The organism is Paenibacillus xylanexedens (genome assembly GCF_007680605.1).
Lineage (GTDB): Bacteria > Bacillota > Bacilli > Paenibacillales > Paenibacillaceae > Paenibacillus > Paenibacillus xylanexedens_B.
Window position 1 is genome coordinate 685,470 of the sequence record NZ_VEIO01000002.1, and the last position, 16,271, is coordinate 701,740.

Genomic DNA, 16,271 nt, shown 5'->3' on the forward strand with positions numbered 1-16,271 from the left:
TGTTACATGTACAGATTGCCGTATGCGAGACGTGATCCCTGATCCTTGTTTAAGGATAAGGGATTTTTCTTGTTGTACACGATGTAGTGGAGTCATTTTATACACGTTTAACGGAGAGTGCAGAACCAATTTGGAGAAACGAAGTGTTCGTATTTATCACCGGATTTTTCCCTTTGAATAAGGAATCAAAAAATCTGGGGATAACAGCGATCGGAAAATGGTACTGCAATCGGAGTGGCCTCGTGTATATAACAAAGGCAACAACAATAGTACAGATAGAGAAGGGGAGTTTAAATCAATGATTAAGAACTGGAAAGCACTCACATCCCTGTTAAGCGCAGCAATGTTGGCACTGGCGCTGGCTGGATGCGGTAATACCGCAACAAAAGAAGGAGCGGGTAGCTCACAGCAGCCTGCACAGGAGCAGTCTCAGGAACAAACACAAACGGATTTGAAAACCCAATATCCATTGACCGTTACGGATGCGACAGGTGAGTCTTTCACTTTTGAAAAAGCACCGACCAAAATCGTATCCGTATCTCCGGCCGAAACAGAGTCCCTGTTTGCTCTCGGACTGGATAATGAAATTATTGGTGTTTCCGATTATGATGATTATCCGGAAGCGGCAAAAACAAAAGCAAAAATGGGCGGTATTAACAAGCCGAATGAAGAATCCGTTATTGCAGCAGATGCGGATATCGTATTCGGAGGTATTTCATTGAGCGAGGATGCAGTGAAAAAGCTGCGTGATCTGGGCATCACCATTTTCAAAACTGATCCTAAATCCATCGACGATGTGATGAACAATATCGAAACCTTCGGTAAAATTACCGATCATCAGGAGCAGGCGCAGAAGCTGATTACACAGATGAAGCAGGATGTAACAGATGTAACCGAAGCGGTCAAAGCCGTAAAACCGGAAGATAAGAAAAAGGTATACATCGAGTTCTCCCCAGGCTGGACGGTTGGTAAAGGTGAGTTCATGGATGAACTGATCACGGTAGCCGGAGGCACGAATATTGCTGCTGATAAAGAGGGTTGGTACGAGATTAACGAGGAAAATGTAATTGCTTCCAACCCGGATGTTATTTTGTACGCCAATGATGTTATTGATGAGAATTCCAAAACGCTGGATCAGATCATCAAGGCACGCAGCGGCTGGGATCAAATTACAGCTGTGAAGAACAATGCCGTGATTGGACTTGATGCCAACTTGCTCAGCCGTCCGGGGCCTCGTGTAACCCAAGGATTGAAAGAAGTAGCCAAAGCCATCTATCCTGACCTGTTCAAATGAGCAAAAAGCTGATCCTGTTCGGAACGATGGGCATGGCGCTGCTGGTGCTTACTGTGCTCATCTGCACGGGCATCGGTTCAGTGGCGCTACCCATCCGGGACATCGCAGGTATTCTCGTTCACAAACTGCCATGGGTGGGGGACTGGATTACACCTGATTGGAGCAAGGCTGCCGAACAGATTATCTGGAAAGTACGCTTCCCACGTGTCTTGCTGGCCGTGCTCGTCGGGGCTTCGCTAGCTATTGCAGGTGCAGGTTTTCAAGGTGTGTTGCGTAATCCGCTTGCCGATCCATTCACGCTGGGGGTATCCTCAGGTGCTTCGGTGGGGGCGGCATTTCTGATATTCTTTGGTCTGCAGTACGCGTTAATTGGTATTTGGACATTGCCGCTGGTTGCTTTTCTGACCGGGGTAGTGACGTTATGGTTTGTGCTGTCACTGGCTCGTGAAGGACGTAAAATACCGACGCATAGCCTCATTCTGGCAGGTGTGGTCATGCAAAGTTTCTTGGGGGCGGTCGTTTCCTTCCTATCGACCATGTCGAAGCAGACAATCAATGAAATTATATACTGGACGATGGGAAGTCTGGCACTGCGCGGGTGGTCGTATACGACCATCCTTTTCCCGTATTTTCTGCTTGGACTGATTTTTCTATGGAGCCGGGCACGTTCGCTGAATGTCTTGGCACTGGGTGAACGTCAGGCAGCGCATATTGGTGTTGGTGTGGACAGGCTCAAGTTATCTGTGCTTGCTGTAGGCACATTGTTAACGGCAGGAGCTGTTTCCGTTTCGGGAGTCATCGGATTTGTTGGCTTGGTTATTCCTCATATTTTACGCTTGCTGGTAGGGCCGGACTATCGATTGCTAGTACCTTTGTCTGCGATTGGTGGTGCGATTTTTATGGTATGGGCAGACACCATAGCTCGCTCCTTGCTGGCACCGACTGAAATACCGCTAGGCGTCGTGACTGCTTTTGTGGGCGCTCCGTTTTTCGCCTATTTGCTGCATCGAAACAAAAAGCTGCAGAAAGGGATGATGCCGTGACGACCGACAAAAATTATGCTACCCCAGCTCTAGTATCTGTTGTCCGGGCCGGCAAAACATACGGTGATCATCATGCTCTGCATCCTACCGATTGGCAGATCGCAGAAGGAGATTGGTGGGGTGTCGTTGGCCCAAATGGAAGCGGAAAATCGACACTACTCCAGCTTATTGCAGGAACGGAATCGTTAAGCGAGGGCCAGATCAGCATGGATGGTCGTGATATCGGATCATATAGTCGTAAGCAATTGTCACGCATGATTGCCGTTTTGCAGCAGGATGGCTTACCCGCAATCTCCTATCCGGTTCGAGATGTTGTCGAAATGGGACGTTATCCTTACCAGAACTGGCTAGGCCGTGAATCGGGAGAGGGGGCCCATGTGGTGGACAGAGTACTTGAAGAACTGGGACTCACGCAACTGGCAGATCGACCTCTGGATTCCCTGAGCGGCGGACAACGGCAGCGAGTAGCCTTGGCCAAGGTCATGGCACAGGAGCCGCGATTACTATTGCTGGACGAGCCAACGACGTTTCTCGATATCAAATATCAATTGCAGTTTATGGAGTTGTTATCGGCATGGCAGAAGAAGAGCAACATCACGATTGTAGCGGTGTTGCATGATCTCAATCTGGCTGCTTTGTTCTGCGATCATATCTTGGCTTTGCGTGAAGGTAAGGTAGTCGGAGAGGGGACGCCTCACAGTTTGATGACGGGAGAGCAGATTCAAGAGATTTTTCGTGTTACACCTGCGATGGTGTCCCACCCGGATCATTTGGTTCCTCAACTGTTGCTGCGGCGGGACATGGATTAAACGAGGCGGGAGAGCCTCTATTTTGATGAAGGAAGTGCTGGTTGAATGAAGAAGGAAGAACAGATATTGGAGCAAGTATTAGATAAGATTACGGCTCCAGACCAAAATATTGCTGCGGAAACGTCTGCTCATGTGGATATACTGACGAAACCGCCGGGTAGTCTCGGGAAATTGGAAGAACTTGTGATTCGACTTGCAGGGATGACAGGACAGGCTCGTCCACGTTTTGATCGCAGGGCTGTGATCGTCATGGCAGCGGATCACGGGGTCGTAGCTGAAGGAATCAGTGCTTTTCCAGCCGAGGTTACACCGCAGATGGTCATGAATTTTCTGGCTGGAGGCGCTGCAGTCAATGTACTTGCTCGTCATGCTAGAGCCGAAGTGATCTGTGTCGATATCGGTGTAAATGCTGACCTTGAGCACGCTAACCTGCTCTCCCGTAACATTCGTAAAGGCACGGCCAACATGGCTCAAGGAGCCGCGATGACTCGGGATGAGGCTATTCAGGCCATTTTAACAGGTGTAGAAGTCGTTTCCGCAGAAGTGGCAAAAGGTACGAAACTCTTTGTCACCGGTGAGATGGGGATTGGCAACACAACGGCAAGCGCTGCGGTGATGAGTGCACTCACCGGTATTGCACCAGCAGCAGCTGTTGGGAGAGGGACTGGCTTGGATGATGCAGGTGTGCTACGCAAGGCTGCTGTCATATGTCAGGCTTTGAGCGTTAACACACCTGACCCAGAGGATGCGCTAGATGTTCTGTGCAAGGTGGGTGGATTAGAGATTGCCGGACTCGCCGGCGTTATTCTCGCAGCCGCGGCTCATCGCTGTCCCGTTGTCGTAGACGGTTTCATCTCGACGGCTGCAGCACTCATTGCAAGAAAGCTGGCTCCCCTGAGTACAGCGTATATGATCGCTTCCCATACTTCCCAGGAGAATGGGCATGCGGCGCTACTGCGGGAACTTGATTTGAAGCCAATGCTGGATCTGGATATGCGCCTTGGAGAAGGCACAGGTGGAGTGCTCAGTCTGCATCTCATTGATGCAGCATGTCTGATTTTGAATGAGATGGCGACCTTTGCAAGTGCGGGTGTGTCAGATGGAACCAATCAGGCTTCCGACTCCGATTCCAAGGTATCACCTGTTCAGGGAGATGGCTCCCGATGAGTGTATTGGTTACTGGCGGTGCACGCAGTGGTAAGAGTTCGTTTGCCGAACGTCTGTGCATGCAACGTTCCTCCGAAGCTTGGTATGTAGCAACTGCTCAGGCGTATGATGACGAGATGCGTGAACGCATAGCAATGCACCGGAAGCAGCGTGAAGAGTCCGGTTATCTCTGGCGTACGATGGAGGAACCCTTGGCTTTGCCTGCTCTGATTCAGCAGATGGGCGAAGGGCATACGGGCACGTCCGCACCAACGATTCTGGTGGATTGTTTGACTCTCTGGCTGACGAATGTGTTATTGGCCCATGAACATGATGAAGGTCACGTGTTGCAAGGTCATCTCGATGCACTGGTAGAAGCGGTCCAAACTTATCCCGGCTTGCTTGTACTAGTTACCAATGAAGTAGGGGATGGAATTGTACCCGAATACAAGCTTGGTCGTGTGTATCGTGATCTGGCAGGTGTGCTTAATCAGCGTATCGCAGCAATCTGTCGTGAGGTGTTTCTTGTCACGGTAGGCATTCCAATCGAACTGAAAAGTAAGGAGTATCGCTTATGAACCGTGACTCAGCGGGGGCGCCTGTTCCGCAGCGGAAACATGCGGCTGTAGCGGCCTTTCAATTTCTGTCTCGTTTTCCTGTGAAAATGCAGCTCGATTTCGTGCCGCCATTGCTGCGCGAAAGTGTGGTGTATTATCCACTGGTCGGCGCTGCCATCGGTCTATGCGTCTGGCTGGTTGCCGCTCTGAGCGGTGCGTTGCTTCCCGCATTTCCGGCGGCCGTTTTGACGTTGACCGTATGGGTCTGGCTTACCGGAGGATTGCATCTCGACGGATGGATGGATACAGCGGATGGACTGCTCAGTTACCGCAGCCGTGAGCGAATGCTGGAGATTATGAAAGACAGCCGAGTAGGAGCGATGGGGGTTATTGCCTGTGTGCTGCTACTCATGATGAAGGCGGCATTAATTGCCGACATGATTGCCCGTGGCAACTGGTTGTATGGTGCGTTGCTGATTTTGCCTATGATCTGGAGCCGATGGTTTATGGTCTATGCCATGTCAGCCTGGCCTAATGCTCGTGGGGATGATGGGCTTGCCGTTCTATTCAAAGGGCTTGGGGAGCGGAATGAAGTCCAGCGAGCACGTAGCGCTGCGATCGGACTTACGCTGGTCTCAGTCCTCCTTACAATTGCTGCCGTATGGCTGTTTAAACCGGATGTTGCTATTGCCGATGCCATGGTCAGTGGGTTTGGATCACTCCCTTGGTGGTTGTATCCTGTAACGTCAGTTATCGTACTGCCTGTGGCGTGTTATTATATAGGGCGATTTGTTGCTACCCGGATCAGTGCCCGCCTTGGAGGGCTTACTGGAGATACATATGGTGCCATGAACGAACTGTTAGAAGCGGCTTTATTGACGGTGTTAAGCGTGCTTCAAGGACTGTTTTGGCTGTAGAGGTTGAGTTGTAGAGGTTGGGCTACCCAGAATTTCATTGGAGAATTTTCGTTTGGTTTGAGCATTATCGTTGTGTAGCAAGTTAATCGCGCGAAAGACAGGGGTGAGGGACCGTGGAAGATCAGGTAAAACAACCAGCGGCTGTACTCATGTTGCAAGGCACGGCTTCTGATGTAGGCAAAAGTGTCATTACAACGGCACTGTGCCGGATTTTCAAGCAAGATGGTTTCAGCCCTGCTCCGTTCAAATCACAGAATATGGCGCTGAACTCCTATGTTACGGAAGACGGCAAGGAGATTGGACGGGCGCAGGGGGCACAGGCTGAAGCATGTGGCATTGAAGCAACGAGCGATATGAATCCGATTCTAATCAAACCTGTGCGGGATATGCATTCACAGATCGTGGTGCATGGTGTGCCTTTTGCCCAGATGAGCGCGTCGGATTACCGTCAGCATTTCTTACCTGAAGCGAAGCAGACTGTAATGGATGCATTAAATCGGTTGCGCGATACATATGATATCGTCTTAATGGAGGGAGCAGGCAGTCCGGCAGAGATTAACTTGAAAGATCGGGATATTGTGAATATGAATCTGGCGGGATGGGCCGATGCGCCGGTTATTCTGATCTCTGACATTGATCGCGGCGGTGTGTTTGCTTCGATTGTGGGTACGCTCGAACTGCTGGAGCCACATGAGAAAGTCCGTGTAAAAGGATTTATCATCAACAAGTTCAGAGGAGATCTCTCTCTGTTGCAACCAGGGTTAGACTGGCTTGAAGAACGGACTGGAATACCTGTGCTGGGTGTGTTGCCGTACATAAGAGATATTCAGATCGAGGCAGAAGATTCGGTGGTGCTGGACTCTCTTCGACATGGCAAAAAAGAACAGACGGAACTGGATATTGCCGTCATCCGTTATCCGCGCATCTCCAACTTCACGGACTTTGATGCATTATCCCGTGAACCGGACGTGAATGTACGTTACGTGACTTCACCGGAGGAATTGGGTAGCCCGGACGCCATTATTTTGCCAGGCACAAAAGATACGATCGGAGACCTGATTTATGTGCGGGAATCGGGATTGGAACAGGCAATCCATTCACGCTCAGAGCTTGAGCATGTTCAACTTGTAGGTATATGCGGTGGGTATCAAATGCTAGGGCAACACTTGGTTGACCCGTATGCTGTCGAGGCAAACCAAGCTCAGGAAGCGGTGGGACTTGGCAAACTTCCTTTATCAACAACCTTCCTTCAGCACAAACAGACGCTCAGAGCGATCGGTAATGTGCAGTCTGAGCATCCCATTCGGCTACATGGTGGAAAACACGTTGAGCTTTCGGCCATACCTGTCAAGGGATACGAGATCCATATGGGTGTGACGGAATGCCACGAACCTGAACAAGTAACCGCTTTGTTTGAGATCGCTCATGCTGGCGGACAAGCATTCTTGGAGGGATGGGGAACATCGGATGGGAAAGTGTGGGGAACGTACCTGCACGGACTGTTTGAAAGTGACCAATTCCGGCGTTCCTGGTTGAACGGACTGCGTACAGCAAAGGGACTTGCTCCGCTGGAGGAAACATACAGTGCTCAGGAGCGCAAAGAAATGGAATTTGATCGAGTAGCTGCCTCTTTGCGCTCATCACTGGACATGCAACGAGTGTATGAGATTATGGGCGTGACACAGCCTGAATAATAATATGTTTACTTTTTTAGCAATAATCTGTAATGATCTAAGCAAAAAGCATGGATGAATAGCAAAAAAACACCCCCATGACCTGCGACCTGTTCAGTCATTGAACGATTGCATCTGGTATGGGGGTGTTTTTTTATTAGATTATTTACAATGTTTAATATAGCAAATGCAGGGTTATAGATATTTGATCATTATTGATGGATGATTCAATTGACGCTTAATCAATCATTAGTCGATTTTAAACTTCTTCATCGCTGTTTGCAACTCGACAGCCTGTTCATGCAGATGGCGCACCGTGCTCGAATGAGAGTCCATCTCGCTGAGCTGCATTTCTGCTGTAGTTGCAATCTGTTCCATGCTCTCACGAGACTTGGATGTAATCTGTGCTGTTTCTTCCACCGAAGCACTGACTTCTTCTGCACCTGCAGAAACTTGCTGTGTGGAGGAGGAGACGGTTTGAATGGTGAGATTGACATTCTGGATCAATTCATTGAGTTGCTGGAAGGCTGAACCTGCTTGCTGTACGACAGCAGTTCCAGAACCAATTTCTTGCGTTACCCGGCTCATCGCACTTACGGAACGTTCGGCGTCTTCACGAATCGTACCGAGATAATCTGCAATTTCTTCGGTCGCTGTCTTGGATTGTTCCGCCAGCTTGCGGACTTCTCCAGCAACTACGGCGAAGCCTCGTCCGTGTTCACCGGCACGGGCCGCTTCAATGGAAGCGTTAAGAGAGAGCATGTTAATCTGTTTCGTAATTTCAAAAATAGAAGTGACGATCGTACCGATCGCAACGGACCGTTCATTCATCGTTTCAATATAACGTAGCGATTCGCTAGCAGTCTGTCCGACAAGTTCCATCTGATTCACTGCGTTTTGTGCCAGTTGATTGCCGTTAAGCGCCTCTGTTGCAGCTTCATTGATTTGTTCGGATACTTCGGCGGCAGAAGAGGCGATATGCATAATTCCTTGGGTAATCTCTTCCATCGCTCTTGCGTTCTCGGATGCACTGGAAGCAATACTTACGCTGCCTTTTCCAGCTTCTTCGGCAGCATGGCTGGAGTTCTGTACCATACCGGACATGGATTGCACACGCTCAAGCAAGTCATTGGAACCCACAACGACCTCATTGGAGGTAGTTAGGGCACGGCTAATCATTTCTTTAAGATTATGCGTCATCGTCTGGAAGCTGGAAGCCAGTTGAGCGATCTCATCTTTGCCTTTAATCTGGAGTTCAGCAGTAAGGTCACCTTGAGAGATTCGTTTACTATGTTCTACGAGTTTAATGATTGGTTTCGTGACTCTTTTGATCATACTAGTAGAGATGAGCCAGCCAAGGACAAATACTAACGCTGTAATACCGAGACATAGCCAGAAAATTTGGGCAATTTTATCTTGGACAAACTTGGCATCCATGCTGACGGCCATGAGCATATTGCTTCCGGCAATCGGCATAAACGCTGCTTTATGTACACCATAAGAATCAGAGAAAACCGGGCTGATGACCGCTTGTTTTTTCTCACTTGCTTCAAGCATAGCGGATTCTACATCAATAGCATCTCCCGCCTTGAGCTTGGAGTTGATGCTAGCCACAACAACGGTGGCTTTACCATCCTGCACGGCAATGACATAAGCTCCATCCAGGCTATGTTCTTTGGATTGATCAGCCAAGTAGGACCCGACTGTCATTGCAGCTCCTTCAGCGCCTGCACCGCCACTTTGGATCTGCAAAAGTTTGGATGAAGATGTATTTTTGTAAATATCCTGAATGGACGTATTCAGAACTTTGTCGAACTGAGGTAGCACGTAACTTTGAATAATATTCATCGATACGGCATAAAAACTGATACTGAACAACAGGGAGGCGACCAACAACACTAGGAATAACGTGCCCCTGATTTTTCCAGCAACGGTGCGTTTGCGAAACATAGAATCACCCTTTCACGTCATCTTCAATAACATTGTCCCTTATTCCGTTCTCTATGGCCTTTTTTACTAACGAAGAAAGACCTATTTTTTATGTTTGCGAAACTCTCGAATAAGCGGATATACCCATTTTACAAAATTAACCGCAGGTTGAATAGCAGAATTTTCATAAAACTGCATAATTTTTTTCATTGATCCAGAATGATTAACATGAATATTACATAATATCAATTAATACCTACCAGAATAGTTTGATATGTGTTATATTGTTCATTGTCGCATTTGAAGGCTAAATAAAAATAGAAAAATCGGTTCAAAACCGATGATACATGTCTGAGGAGGAACAAAGGTAATGAATACATTTCTATTAATTGTGAATGTAGTGGTCATGCTGGCGCTGCTGGGTGTTCTCTACTGGATGCAAAAGAAACACATCTCGTTTACGAAACGTGTATTTGCGGGTCTAGGTATGGGTGTTGTGTATGGTGTTATGCTGCAATTGATCTATACATCGGGTTCGGATGTGATTACGAAGTCAGTCGATTGGTTTAATCTGGTCGGTTCAGGATATGTTCGTTTGTTGCAAATGGTAGTTATTCCACTCATCATGGTGTCGATTATCTCGGCGATCATGAATCTGAAAGGCAAGCAAAACCTGGGCAAGATGAGTTTCTCCATCATCGCTATTTTGCTCATTACAACAGCGATTGCTGCTGGAGTCAGCATTGCAACAAGCTTGGGCTTCAACCTGACTTCCATTGAGATTCAAGGCGGAGATCGGGAAAATGCTCAAATCCAGAAGGTAGAGGAACGTTTGGCCGATGTGAAGGATCAGACGATTCCACAGCAGGTGCTCGAGTTCATTCCTTCCAATCCATTTGCGGATATGACGGGTGAACGCCGTACGTCTACTCTGGCAGTTGTTATTTTCTCAGCCTTTATCGGTGTGGCTGTACTGGGACTGGATCGTAAAAAGCCGCAACAGGCGGAAACGTTCCGTGGCATGGTAAATGCTGTTTACGCAGTGGTGATGCGGATTGTCACGCTGGTACTGAGGCTTACGCCTTACGGGATTTTGGCGCTCATTACGAAAGTAACGGCGACCACCAATGCAGAAGAGATCTTGAAGCTCATTAAATTCGTCATTGCGTCTTACGTGGCACTTGCTGTAATGTTTATCATTCACCTGATTATCATTACCCTGTCTGGATTTAACCCGGTTACGTATCTGAAAAAAGTACTGCCAACGCTGGTATTTGCTTTTACATCCCGTTCAAGCGCGGCAGCCATTCCGCTGAACGTGGAGACACAGACGAAGAAACTCGGCGTATCCGACGGGATCGCGAACCTGTCTGCAAGCTTCGGGGCGACGATTGGGCAAAACGGCTGCGCCGGTGTATATCCGGCCATGCTGGCGGTCATGATTGCTCCGACGGTCGGAATCGATCCGCTGAGCTGGGACTTCATCGTGACGTTGATCCTCGTAGTTATGATCAGTTCGTTCGGTGTAGCCGGCGTCGGCGGCGGGGCAACCTTCGCCTCCCTGATCGTCTTGTCCACATTGAATTTGCCTGTGGCTCTCGTTGGACTGTTGATTTCCGTTGAGCCGTTGATCGACATGGGTCGTACAGCGCTTAACGTGAATGGGTCCATGACATCCGGACTGCTGACAAGCAAAATTTTGAAAGAAAACGATCGGGACACGTTCAACGATCAAAGCCGTGAGCTGGATTCTGCTGCTCACGCGTAAACTGGGCGAAGCTTATGCCGCACAGCTTGTGAACTTGATGATGTAGCGTGCGCAAAGCGAGCTGCAATAGAGTGGATGCAAGGCCGTCCTTCGGAGACATTCCGGAGGGCGGCTTTTGCGTGTGAGATTACACTTGAATGTGCAGATGGGACACGAGTGGTGGGAGTCTATTTTTTCAATACAAAAGGAGATAGGGTCAGGGTGGGGTACAGAGCGGGTGAGGATACATGTATGTTGGGCTAACGGTGTTATGCAACGCTGGAGGGATTTAGTGCTGTTCAATGGGGCGGAAATATGATAGAGTTATTCATGTTTTGGCGCTGGGCCAAACCGCGGTTCGTAACCATCCCGCGTAATCAAAACTAGGAAGGCAGTGTATGTATTCATGTTTAATTTGGTTTGGGGAGCGTTATTCGTTCTCGTAACGTATGGATTTTTTCTTCTATGTTATCGTCTGTTCGGCAAAAAAGGTCTGTATGCCTGGATCGGTGTCGCCACGGTCATTGCCAACATTCAGGTAACCAAAACGATAGACATTATGGGGATTGTCTTGACGCTGGGTAACACGATGTACGTCAGCATGTATCTGACCAGTGACCTTCTCAATGAGAAGTACGGGGCGGGTGAGGCACGGAAGGCGGTATGGTTTGGATTTTTCACTTTGATCATGACGACCGTTCTGATGCAGATGGTGTTATTCTTTAATGCGGCACCGACGGACTTTGCACAGGAATCCATGGAAAAATTATTTGGACTGTTGCCACGCCTGGCACTCGGCAGTCTGTCTGCATATTTCATCAGTCAGTTTCTGGATGTGCGTTTGTTCAGTTGGCTACGCAAAATCGCACCAGGACGTAATCAGCTCTGGATTCGAACGAACGGCAGCTCGATTATCAGTTCCTTTGTGGATACGCTCGTCTTCTGCACGGTTGCCTTTGTGTTTATCTATCCATGGGATGTGTGGCTGGAAATTTTCCTGACGACCTACCTGATCAAGTTTGTGCTGACTGCGGTAGGAACACCGTTTTTGTATGCCGCGCGTAACTTTAAATTTGAAGATGAGGCGTATGAATCAAACAAGGCGTCGAACTGAGTCGTGTAACATTTGATGGTTTGATATAGGATCGCCACTTCAAATCCCTCTGCGGAGCCAGTTGCAATATGGACGCTGCAGGGGGATAATTTATAGAGAATTTGTTTCCTGATATTATACGTCTACGATAAGGGGGATTGAGCATGTATTCCACACTGCGTTACAAACTGGAGAGCAATGGCACAACCTACGACAACGAGAGTCTTAATGCCTCGGTATTTGTGGACTTGATTACGGATCTGGAATTGCATGATTTTGTCGTTCTGCAACCGTCAGAACGGGTAGAGGGAAGTATGTATTTGCAGGCTGCTTCGCTTGAGGAACCAGGGCAAATGGTGGTAGAGACCCGTTTGCAGGAAGGTGAAAGCGGATTTCGGCATTACAGTTACACCACCGCAGATACAACCAAGGTGATTCAGTGGTTTTTGGATTACTGGGGGAAACAGGAATTGCCTGAACTGAAGGATTGGCAGGATATAACCCATGAAATGGGCTAACGAAGATGGATTAAACAGTCAGTACAAATGTACGCCTTTTGTAGAGTAGCCCTCTAATCGATATGAATCAGACGCGACGTATGTGAGACCTAAGGGACGTTGATACGCGTCGCATGTTAAAATCCCGCAAGCCATGTTGTCATGGGTTGCGGGATTTTTTGTGTTAATCGCCGTTGTATTTGTCGTGTTCTGCAAGCACTGACTTACTTACTTTCAGTTTAGTCCATCAGGATTTGCAGTTCTTTGGGATACGTTGTGAGCACCTCAATGCCTGTCTCGGTTACAAGTACATCGTCTTCGATGCGCACACCGCCTGCTGCGGTGTAAATACCGGGTTCAATGGTAAACACGGTTCCGGCCTGAAGCACGTCCATGTTTTCTCCATGCAGGGATGGATATTCGTGTACATCAATGCCGAGTCCATGCCCGACACGGTGCATAAAACGCTCACCGTATCCCGCGTCAATCGTTACCTGACGAGCAGCGTGGTCAACAGATGCACAGGTAATGCCCGGCTTAACCACCTGAATAGCGGCTTCGTTGGCGGCGAGTACGGTATCATAGATGGTCCGCAGTTCCGGTGAGATATCTCCAAAGGCAAAAGTACGCGTAATGTCCGACGCATATCCTCCAGCGTACACACCCATATCAAACATAAGCAAATCCCCGTGCTGCAGTTTGCGATCCCCGGGCGTGCCATGCGGTAGCCCCGTTTTGGGTCCGGTCAGCACCATTGTGTCAAAGGAGGGACCGTCGGCACCGAGTTTTTTCATCTGATATTCCATCTCAGCGACCAGCTCGATCTCCGTCACACCTGCACGTACATGGGTAAGACCTTGGCGTAGTGTTTCTTCAATTAAGTAGATGGCATGGCGAATACGAGTGACTTCTTCCGGTGTTTTGTTCACACGCAGTGCGCGCAGCAACGAACCAACATCTTCAAAGCTTGCACCGCCGAGAGCGGAGTTCAGTTGCTCGTAACGAGAGACGGTGACGTATTCTTTTTCCAAACCTACCCGGCCCAGCCGTCCTTGATATCGGTCAAACAGCGCATAGGGATTATCCGTGTCCGAATGTGTCGCAATGTTGGATACAGAAGAAGCTGCGGCTGCAGCATCGGCGTCCAGTGCAGGCACGATCAACAAAGGATCTTCGCCGCGTGCCAGCATCAGGCCCATAAAACGTTCATGCGGATTGCTTGCATATCCCGTCAGATAATAAATATGTTTTGGATCTGTGATGAGCATGGCATCGAGCCCTTGCTTGGACAGATCGGCTTCCAGCCTGGATAAAGGAGTTTGATTCATAGTAGATATATCCACCTTTCATATGTACGCTCTTTTAAATGCACCGTGTTTTCTTAACACTATAGCGTCTGCTCCTTCTATTATAGAAGATGTTGAATAAATTCTAAACCGGCAGCGATTTTTAAGCCAAGGAATGCCTGTTCTTACCGTTTAGGGGAAGAGTGGCAAGGGTAATACAGGGCGAAACCGCTTTACAGGTGGGACGTTGGCTGAAGGAAGAGACGTAGATATACTAGACATATAGAGACTTGTAACACAAATGTGCGATACAGGCATACAACACGAGACTCACACAGATACACTCGCGAGACGCAGCACAGACACCACACAGACACCACACAGACACCACACAGACACAACATAGGCTTGCCATACATTCAGAAGACATAGAGACACAGACCAATCGGCAGGCAGACATATGAATCCAAGACTCACGCATAAGACGCGTCACGACTTCAGGCAACATACGAAAATGAGGGAGAGAAGCTGATCCGCTTTTTATACTCAATTCAATGAAGCTGAAAGGGGAGTTTAATTCGTCATGAACAATCGATTAACTGTGCCGCTGTATGCCTCATTGCTTAGCATGGCTTTGTTAACCGCATCCTGTGCTCCCGGCACACCGACGTCAGATTCGCAACGGTTGTCTCAAGGAGAGGGAGCTGGTCAGGGGCAGACGGCAACCGGAGGCAACACTGAAACAGGCACCGGAGAGCTTGAAGAGCAAGGGAGTGCGGTCGTTCCCTATCAGGCTTCTGTTCTGGTGGAGGGATTGAATGCACCTTGGGAGATCGTAACGGTTGCAGATGGGCGAATGTTTGTTAGCGAGCGTCCGGGCGTGATCCGAGTCATTACGAATGGAAAGCTGGAGTCTGAGCCGCTGATTGAATTCGAAGCACCTTTTAATGAAGAAGGTGAAGGCGGATTACTTGGGCTGGAGGCAGATCCGGACTTTGAGAGCAACGGTTATCTCTATGTGTACCACTCGTATCTGGACGGGCAAGATATTGCCAATCGCGTGCTACGCCTGAAGGTGGCGGATGGAAAAGCGGTGATCGACAAGGAACTGTTATCGGGCATTCCGGGCGGGGTGAATCACAACGGCGGACGAATCAAGATCGGCCCGGATCAGCTGATGTATATCACCACAGGCGAGCGTTATGAACCGGAATTGGCACAGAACCGGGATAGCCTTGGTGGAAAAATACTGCGCATCGGTCTCGATGGGGCGATCCCGTCAGATAACCCTTGGCCGAATTCCCCTGTATATAGTCTGGGGCATCGGAACGCTCAAGGGCTCGCATGGAATCCGGATAACGGGTATCTCTATGCGACCGAACACGGTCAGCGCAATCATGACGAGATTAACCGGATTGTTGCCGGGGAGAACTATGGCTGGCCCGAAGTAGAAGGCGACGACGATGATAACGGAACCTATCAGTCTCCGCTGGCACATAGCGGGAATGATACCTGGGCGCCTTCGGGTGTAGCCTTCATTACGGAAGGCCCGTGGGCGGGTTCATTAGTGGTTGCGAATCTGAGAGGGGAGCAGCTCCTGCGTGTGATATTGTCCGAAGACGGTACAAAGGTCGAGCAGGTGGTCCCTTTTTTCGAAGATGAATGGGGTCGTATACGTAATGTCACCGCCGGTGAAGACGGTAAGCTGTATGTGCTAACGAACAATCGCGATGGCCGCGGCTCGCCACGTGACGGGGATGATAAGTTGATCGTGCTTACCCCGGAAGGATAGCGGTTATTCAGCCGGATTGGTTGGTAGATCAGTAGATCGGGAAATGAGAGTACAGGTAGAGGGATCACAGAGGAAATGAGGGAATGTGCATAATTGGAAGTTAAGAAGTTAAGAAGTTAAGAAGTTAAGAAGTTAGGGAGTAAGGAGTAAGGAGTAAAAGGAGTAAGGGGTAAGGGAGTAATGGGTAAGGAGTTAGGCGTCACAGGGGGGACGGGAAAGGCTAAGGTTTTGCAGACTGCTAAACGCGGTGTAAGGGTACTCGCTCCGACTTTTATTCTAACGATCACAGACGAGCTTATTCGGCGGTTTTTGAGGGTTTGAGAATTCTAACGATCCCCACAGACGCTATTTTGCTGAAAATGCGCACAATAGGGGCGAATCATCACTAACCAGAGTAAATAAGCTCTCTGGCGGTTCAACCCCTTAATATTGGACACTAGCTAGCTTTTTCTCAGATTGACGCATCATAACGCAATGGATTTGGGCTC

Annotated in this window: 13 protein-coding genes; 11 read left to right on the forward strand and 2 right to left on the reverse strand. The window is 48.9% G+C overall.

All coding sequences use genetic code 11. The features are described from left to right. Positions 1–298: 298 nt before the first annotated feature. The 7 genes from FS818_RS17890 to FS818_RS17920 all read left to right on the forward strand — a co-directional run bounded on the left by FS818_RS17890 (position 299) and on the right by FS818_RS17920 (position 7,460). Positions 299–1,294, forward strand: a complete 996-nt coding sequence (locus FS818_RS17890; protein WP_145333450.1) for an ABC transporter substrate-binding protein — start codon at positions 299–301, stop codon at positions 1,292–1,294. Next, a complete protein-coding gene (locus FS818_RS17895) occupies positions 1,291–2,337 on the forward strand; it encodes a FecCD family ABC transporter permease (RefSeq protein WP_145333451.1) in 1,047 nt (348 codons plus the stop codon). The genes FS818_RS17890 and FS818_RS17895 overlap by 4 nt, the downstream gene beginning before the upstream one ends. Beyond that, complete coding sequence (locus FS818_RS17900; RefSeq protein ID WP_145333452.1) at positions 2,334–3,146, forward strand: ABC transporter ATP-binding protein; 813 nt, start codon at positions 2,334–2,336, stop codon at positions 3,144–3,146. Before FS818_RS17895 ends, FS818_RS17900 begins: the two co-directional genes overlap by 4 nt. Positions 3,147–3,191: 45 nt before the next feature. Continuing rightward, positions 3,192–4,313: a nicotinate-nucleotide--dimethylbenzimidazole phosphoribosyltransferase gene (gene cobT / locus FS818_RS17905; protein ID WP_145333453.1), complete on the forward strand. Its 1,122-nt coding sequence runs from the start codon at positions 3,192–3,194 to the stop codon at positions 4,311–4,313. Then, complete coding sequence (gene cobU / locus FS818_RS17910) at positions 4,310–4,870, forward strand: bifunctional adenosylcobinamide kinase/adenosylcobinamide-phosphate guanylyltransferase (protein WP_145333454.1); 561 nt, start codon at positions 4,310–4,312, stop codon at positions 4,868–4,870. Before cobT ends, cobU begins: the two co-directional genes overlap by 4 nt. Further along, on the forward strand, positions 4,867–5,766 hold the full coding sequence (gene cobS, locus FS818_RS17915) for an adenosylcobinamide-GDP ribazoletransferase (RefSeq protein ID WP_145333455.1): 900 nt from the start codon (positions 4,867–4,869) through the stop codon (positions 5,764–5,766). The genes cobU and cobS overlap by 4 nt, the downstream gene beginning before the upstream one ends. A gap of 149 nt (positions 5,767–5,915) precedes the next feature. Continuing rightward, positions 5,916–7,460, forward strand: coding sequence for a cobyric acid synthase (locus FS818_RS17920; protein ID WP_145333519.1), 1,545 nt, complete (start codon positions 5,916–5,918; stop codon positions 7,458–7,460). Between the two features lie 228 nt (positions 7,461–7,688). On the opposite strand, the gene FS818_RS17925 is transcribed toward FS818_RS17920, so the two are convergent. Continuing rightward, on the reverse strand, positions 7,689–9,389 hold the full coding sequence (locus tag FS818_RS17925) for a methyl-accepting chemotaxis protein (RefSeq protein WP_145333456.1): 1,701 nt from the start codon (positions 9,387–9,389) through the stop codon (positions 7,689–7,691). A gap of 349 nt (positions 9,390–9,738) precedes the next feature. Here FS818_RS17925 and FS818_RS17930 point away from each other — a divergent pair, with 349 nt between their 5' ends. The 3 genes from FS818_RS17930 to FS818_RS17940 all read left to right on the forward strand — a co-directional run bounded on the left by FS818_RS17930 (position 9,739) and on the right by FS818_RS17940 (position 12,726). Beyond that, the gene (locus FS818_RS17930) at positions 9,739–11,136 is read left to right on the forward strand and encodes an L-cystine transporter (protein ID WP_145333457.1); all 1,398 of its coding nucleotides are present in this window, start codon (positions 9,739–9,741) and stop codon (positions 11,134–11,136) included. Between the two features lie 385 nt (positions 11,137–11,521). Then, positions 11,522–12,229, forward strand: a complete 708-nt coding sequence (locus FS818_RS17935) for a queuosine precursor transporter (protein WP_145333458.1) — start codon at positions 11,522–11,524, stop codon at positions 12,227–12,229. Positions 12,230–12,372: 143 nt separating this feature from the next. After that, the gene (locus FS818_RS17940) at positions 12,373–12,726 is read left to right on the forward strand and encodes a hypothetical protein (RefSeq protein WP_145333459.1); all 354 of its coding nucleotides are present in this window, start codon (positions 12,373–12,375) and stop codon (positions 12,724–12,726) included. A gap of 218 nt (positions 12,727–12,944) precedes the next feature. Here FS818_RS17940 and FS818_RS17945 read toward each other — a convergent pair whose 3' ends face one another. Beyond that, complete coding sequence (locus FS818_RS17945; RefSeq protein WP_145333460.1) at positions 12,945–14,033, reverse strand: M24 family metallopeptidase; 1,089 nt, start codon at positions 14,031–14,033, stop codon at positions 12,945–12,947. A 541-nt stretch (positions 14,034–14,574) separates the two neighbouring features. Here FS818_RS17945 and FS818_RS17950 point away from each other — a divergent pair. After that, the gene (locus FS818_RS17950) at positions 14,575–15,783 is read left to right on the forward strand and encodes a PQQ-dependent sugar dehydrogenase (protein WP_145333461.1); all 1,209 of its coding nucleotides are present in this window, start codon (positions 14,575–14,577) and stop codon (positions 15,781–15,783) included. Positions 15,784–16,271: the final 488 nt, after the last annotated feature.

Coding starts and splice junctions, on each gene's coding strand:
- FS818_RS17890 (WP_145333450.1), top strand. CDS start 299: ATGATTAAGAACTGGAAAGCACTCACATCCCTGTTAAGCGCAGCAATG.
- FS818_RS17895 (WP_145333451.1), top strand. CDS start 1,291: ATGAGCAAAAAGCTGATCCTGTTCGGAACGATGGGCATGGCGCTGCTG.
- cobT (WP_145333453.1), top strand. CDS start 3,192: ATGAAGAAGGAAGAACAGATATTGGAGCAAGTATTAGATAAGATTACG.
- cobU (WP_145333454.1), top strand. CDS start 4,310: ATGAGTGTATTGGTTACTGGCGGTGCACGCAGTGGTAAGAGTTCGTTT.
- cobS (WP_145333455.1), top strand. CDS start 4,867: ATGAACCGTGACTCAGCGGGGGCGCCTGTTCCGCAGCGGAAACATGCG.
- FS818_RS17920 (WP_145333519.1), top strand. CDS start 5,916: ATGTTGCAAGGCACGGCTTCTGATGTAGGCAAAAGTGTCATTACAACG.
- FS818_RS17925 (WP_145333456.1), bottom strand. CDS start 9,389: ATGTTTCGCAAACGCACCGTTGCTGGAAAAATCAGGGGCACGTTATTC.
- FS818_RS17930 (WP_145333457.1), top strand. CDS start 9,739: ATGAATACATTTCTATTAATTGTGAATGTAGTGGTCATGCTGGCGCTG.
- FS818_RS17935 (WP_145333458.1), top strand. CDS start 11,522: ATGTTTAATTTGGTTTGGGGAGCGTTATTCGTTCTCGTAACGTATGGA.
- FS818_RS17940 (WP_145333459.1), top strand. CDS start 12,373: ATGTATTCCACACTGCGTTACAAACTGGAGAGCAATGGCACAACCTAC.
- FS818_RS17945 (WP_145333460.1), bottom strand. CDS start 14,033: ATGAATCAAACTCCTTTATCCAGGCTGGAAGCCGATCTGTCCAAGCAA.
- FS818_RS17950 (WP_145333461.1), top strand. CDS start 14,575: ATGAACAATCGATTAACTGTGCCGCTGTATGCCTCATTGCTTAGCATG.